Source organism: Arthrobacter sp. Y3225116, assembly GCF_059091245.1.
Map to the genome: position 1 here is coordinate 1 of NZ_JBNHGL010000227.1, position 4588 is coordinate 4588.

A 4588-nucleotide genomic window follows, 5' to 3' on the forward strand; every position below is an offset into this window, starting at 1 on the left:
GGACAGTCCTTGTTTGCCAATTGACCTTTTCGAAACGACAGAAAAGCACCCAGCCGGTCAGGGCTGAGGGCCTCTCCAGGTCGGGCTCGCCGACATCGACAACCGGGTGGGCGGCCCCGGAACCGGGCCGGTCGCCTTCGGCTCCTTCGCGTTCTCCTACACCTCGACCCACAGCTCCCGCCTGGTGGTGCCGGAGGTGCTCGTGGGCCTGGATGGCGACCGCGCCTGGCTCACCTATCTGACGTACGACGCCGATGCGCACCTCAGCGCCGAGACCGCCGAGGCCGTGCTCGCGGGCTGGCTGGAAGAGATCTCGGTAGAGCGCAGCCCCGATCCCGCCGACTCCCTCGTTCCGGGACAGGTGTCGGAGCAGGCGTACATGGATGCCGTCGCCGCCGGGGTCAAGCGCATCCAGGCCGGGAACCTGAGCAAGCTCGTCGTGGCCCGGGACGTGGTGGCCCATCTCGCCGCGCCCATCGCCACCGCCCAGGTGCTGCGCGAACTCGCCGCACGGTACAAGGACTGCTGGACGTACTCGGTGGACGGGCTGATCGGCTCCACGCCGGAGATGCTGATCAAGGTGGAGAATAACGTGGCCCGCGCCCGGGTGCTGGCCGGCACCCTCGACCGTTCCCGGACCCACGGCCACGCTGGCGAATCGGACACCGACTACGCCCAGCGCGTGCTGGCCGGCTCCGAGAAGCAGCTGCACGAGCACCGGATCGCCATCGACTCGCTCACCCGCAAACTCGAGCCCTTCACCACCGCGATGAGCTCGCACAGCGAGCCGTTCGTGCTGGAGCTGCCCAACGTCTGGCACCTGGCGTCCGACGTGTCGGCCGAGCTGGCGCACGACGGCGGGCAGCCGCCGTCGTCGTTGGAACTGGCCGAAGCGGTGCACCCCACCGCGGCCGTGTGCGGCACCCCCACCGAGGTTGCCGGAGCCCTGATCCGCGAACTGGAGCAGATGGACCGCGGGCCGTACGCCGGCCCGGTGGGCTGGACCGACGGCGCCGGCAACGGTGAATGGGGCATCGCACTGCGCGGCGCCGTGGTGGAGGGTCCGCAGCGGGTCCGGCTTTATGCCGGCTGCGGCATCGTGGACGGCTCCGATCCGGAGGCCGAACTGGCGGAGACCTGGGCCAAGTTCAGGCCGATGATCGAGGCGCTCGGCCTGCGCCGCAGATAACTATTCACCGACAATCGGCACGGCCGGGGGCAAACCAGCCTCCCGCCGACTACGCTGTTTTCCAATAGGCAATAGCTGTAGCCTGTGGTGCATATCACGTGTTGCGGGCATTCCCGTTACACTTAAGCCGGATTTCCAACGAGACAAAGGTAGTAACTATGCGCAAAAACGCATCCAAGGCGGTCCAGGGGTTCTCCCTTCTGGCCGTGGCGGCACTCGCTTTGACCGCCTGCGGTGGCTCGGACGACGCCGGCGGCAACGGCGGCACCGGCACCGCCGGCGCGGGATCCGAGCTGCCCCTGGTCCAGGAGGGCAAGCTGACCGTCTGCTCCGACATCCCCTACCCCCCGTTCGAATTCGAAGAGGGCGGCGAGTACACGGGCTTCGACATCGACCTGATCACGGAGATCTCTTCGGAGATGGGCCTCGAGGTGGCCATCCAGGACGTCGGTTTCGACGCCCTGCAGTCGGGCGTCACCCTGGCCGCCGGCCAGTGCGACCTCGGCGCCAGCGCGATGACCATCACGGAAGACCGCAAGAAGAACATCGCCTTCTCCGACCCCTACTACGACTCGCTGCAGTCGCTGCTGGTCCCGAAGGACTCCGACATCAAGGCCGTGGGCGATCTCTCCGGCAAGAAGGTGGGCGTCCAGCAGGGCACCACCGGCGAGGCCTACACCCGGGAGAACGCCCCGGAGGACGCCGAAGTCGTCGCCTTCCCGTCCGATGCCGAGATGTACCAGGCCATCCAGGCCGGCCAGGTCGACGCCTTGCTGCAGGACCTGCCGGTGAACATCGGCCACACCGAGGACGGCAAGTTCACCATCGTCGAGGAGTACAAGACGGACGAGTCCTACGGCTTCGCGGCGAAGAAGGAAGGGTCCGAGGCCCTGATCTCGGCCGTCAACGATGCCCTCTCGACGCTGCGCGACAACGGCAAGTACCAGGAAATCTACGACAAGTACTTCACCGAGTAGCAAGCCCTCCGGCCCCCGTTCCCGTGCGTGAAGCAGCGGGAACGGGGGCCGCCGACTTACAGCTGGAAGGCATCACCAGTGAAACCTTCGACCCGCCGCCGACTTTTCCGCGGGGTCCTTTACGCCATCTTCATCGCCGCCGTCGCCGCCGTCGCCCTGGTGGCCGACTGGGAGGCCATCCGCACGAGCTTCCTGAACCCGGAAGTCCTGGGTGAGCAGTTCCCCACCATCATCGTCACGGCGGCGAAGAACACGGTCGTCTACACCCTGATCGCCTTCGTCGGCGGCCTGCTCTTCGGTCTCCTCCTGGCGCTCATGAAGCTCTCGCCCGTGGCGCCCTACCGGTGGGTGGCGACCGCCTACATCGAGCTGTTCCGCGGCCTGCCTGCCCTGCTGGTGATCTTCGGCTTCGCTTTCGCGGTCCCGATCGCGTTCCAGTGGCGTCCGCCGGGAGGCAGCACGGGGGCCGGGCTGATCGGTTTGATCGTCGTCTCCGCTGCCTACATTGCCGAGACGCTCCGCGCCGGCATCGAGGCCGTGCCCTCCGGTCAGCGGGAGGCGGCCCGCTCGCTGGGCATGAACCCGAGCTGGACCATGGTCTCCGTGGTGCTGCCGCAGGCGGTGCGCATCGTCACGCCGCCGTTGACCAACGAGCTGGTCATCCTGATCAAGGACACGTCGCTGCTCTTTATCGCCGGCATGGCCCTGGCCAATCGGGAACTCACGACTTTTGCCCGCGACGGCGTCTCCCAGTTCGCCAATGCCACGCCTCTGGTCGCCGCGGCGCTCATGTACCTGATCATCACCTTGCCGCTCACCCAGCTGGTCGCCTGGCTGGAGAAGCGCAACAACAGGAGCCGGTAACCCATGACTGAAGAATCGCTGCGCCACGACAGGCCGGCCATCGAGGTCAAGGACCTCTGCAAGAACTTCGGCAACAACGAGGTCCTCAAGGGCATCGACTTCCACGTGAACCAGGGTGAAGTGGTCTGCGTGATCGGGCCCTCGGGCTCCGGCAAGTCCACCTTGCTGCGCTGCGTGAACCGGCTCGAGGAGCCCACCAGCGGCACCGTCCTGGTGGAAGGCGTGGACATCACCGACCCGGAAACGGACTTGGACCGGGTCCGCACCCGGATCGGCATGGTGTTCCAGCAGTTCAACCTGTTCCCGCACCTGAACGTTTTGGACAACCTCACCCTGGCCCAGCGCCGGGCCAAGAAGCGCGGCAAGGCCGAAGCCATGGAGGTCGCCCGGAAGAACCTGGAGAAGGTGGGGCTGGCAAACCGCGAGAACGCCTACCCCGCCCAGCTCTCCGGCGGGCAGCAGCAGCGGGTGGCCATTGCGCGCGCGCTGTCCATGAACCCGGACATGATGCTCTTCGACGAGCCCACCTCGGCGCTGGACCCCGAACTGGTCGGCGACGTGCTGGAGGTCATGCGCAAGCTGGCAGACGAGGGCATGACCATGATGGTGGTCACGCACGAGATGGGCTTCGCCCGCGAGGTGGGTGACCGCGTGGTCTTCATGGACGGCGGCGTGGTGGTGGAGCAGGGCAAGCCCGAGGACGTGCTGGCCAACCCGCAGCACGAACGCACCAAGGCGTTCCTCTCGAAGGTCCTCTAAGCAGGCTCACCCCAGCTAACTGGGGCAGGCTCAGCCCAGCAGATTGAGCAGGCTCACCCAACAAACTGGGCAAGGTTGCCCACTGAGCAGGCTCACCTTAACAAACGGGCAGTGGCGGTCGCGACGGCGGCCGCCACTTCCGCGTGCACGGCCCGCAGCCGGCTTCGGTCGGTGCGGACCTCCACCACGCTCCGCCCGGCCACCGGCTCGGAGAGGACTGCGTCCAGTTCGTCCGCATCCTTGACCAGCCGGTGCCGGACCCCGTAGCCAGCCGCCAGCGAGGCAAGGTCCGCGCGGTGCGGGGTGCCGAAGAGGCGTTCGACGGCGGACGTGAACGCCGCGTGCTCCCCCACCTTTCCGTGTTCCAGGGTCGAGAAGATCCCGCCGCCGGAATCGTTGACCACCACGATCTGCAGGTCGGGTTCGGGCTCCCCGGGTCCGAGCAGCAGCGATCCGGCGTCGTGCAGGAAGGTCAGGTCACCCATGAGGGCCCGGGTTCCGGTTCGTGCTCCCAGCGCGATGCCCGCCGCCGTCGCCACCGTGCCGTCGATGCCGGCCACCCCTCGGTTGGCGTGCACGAAAGCGTCCGGGATGTCGATGGGCGTTCCGGCCAGGTCCACGTCGCGGATCGGGTTGGACGAACCGAGCACCAGCCGGCCGCGGGCATGGAGCCAGACCGATCGTGCGACCCGCAGGCCCGTCAGCTCCGGTTCGGCGTCCAGGCGTCCAATCAGGGCCGCATCGGCCGCATCGGCGGCCTCCCGCCAGAGCCGCAGCCACGCGCCGGGCCCCCGGCCGG

4 protein-coding genes and 1 pseudogene are annotated in these 4588 nt (G+C 67.7%); 4 read left to right on the forward strand and 1 reads right to left on the reverse strand.

Annotated features, from left to right (window positions below; translation table 11 throughout):
- Positions 1-88 precede the first annotated feature (88 nt).
- The 4 genes and pseudogenes from AC5RV2_RS14915 to AC5RV2_RS14930 all read left to right on the forward strand — a co-directional run.
- Positions 89-1189 (forward strand): annotated as a pseudogene (locus AC5RV2_RS14915) (isochorismate synthase); the annotation flags it as partial.
- Positions 1190-1347: 158 nt separating this feature from the next.
- The gene (locus AC5RV2_RS14920) at positions 1348-2166 is read left to right on the forward strand and encodes a basic amino acid ABC transporter substrate-binding protein (protein WP_494064828.1); all 819 of its coding nucleotides are present in this window, start codon (positions 1348-1350) and stop codon (positions 2164-2166) included.
- A 78-nt stretch (positions 2167-2244) separates the two neighbouring features.
- The gene (locus tag AC5RV2_RS14925; RefSeq protein WP_494092980.1) at positions 2245-3030 is read left to right on the forward strand and encodes an amino acid ABC transporter permease; all 786 of its coding nucleotides are present in this window, start codon (positions 2245-2247) and stop codon (positions 3028-3030) included.
- Between the two features lie 3 nt (positions 3031-3033).
- Positions 3034-3789, forward strand: coding sequence for an amino acid ABC transporter ATP-binding protein (locus AC5RV2_RS14930; protein WP_494000594.1), 756 nt, complete (start codon positions 3034-3036; stop codon positions 3787-3789).
- Between the two features lie 92 nt (positions 3790-3881).
- On the opposite strand, the gene AC5RV2_RS14935 is transcribed toward AC5RV2_RS14930, so the two are convergent.
- Positions 3882-4588: thiamine pyrophosphate-dependent enzyme (locus AC5RV2_RS14935; protein ID WP_494092981.1), on the reverse strand; the 707-nt coding region annotated here is incomplete at its 5' end.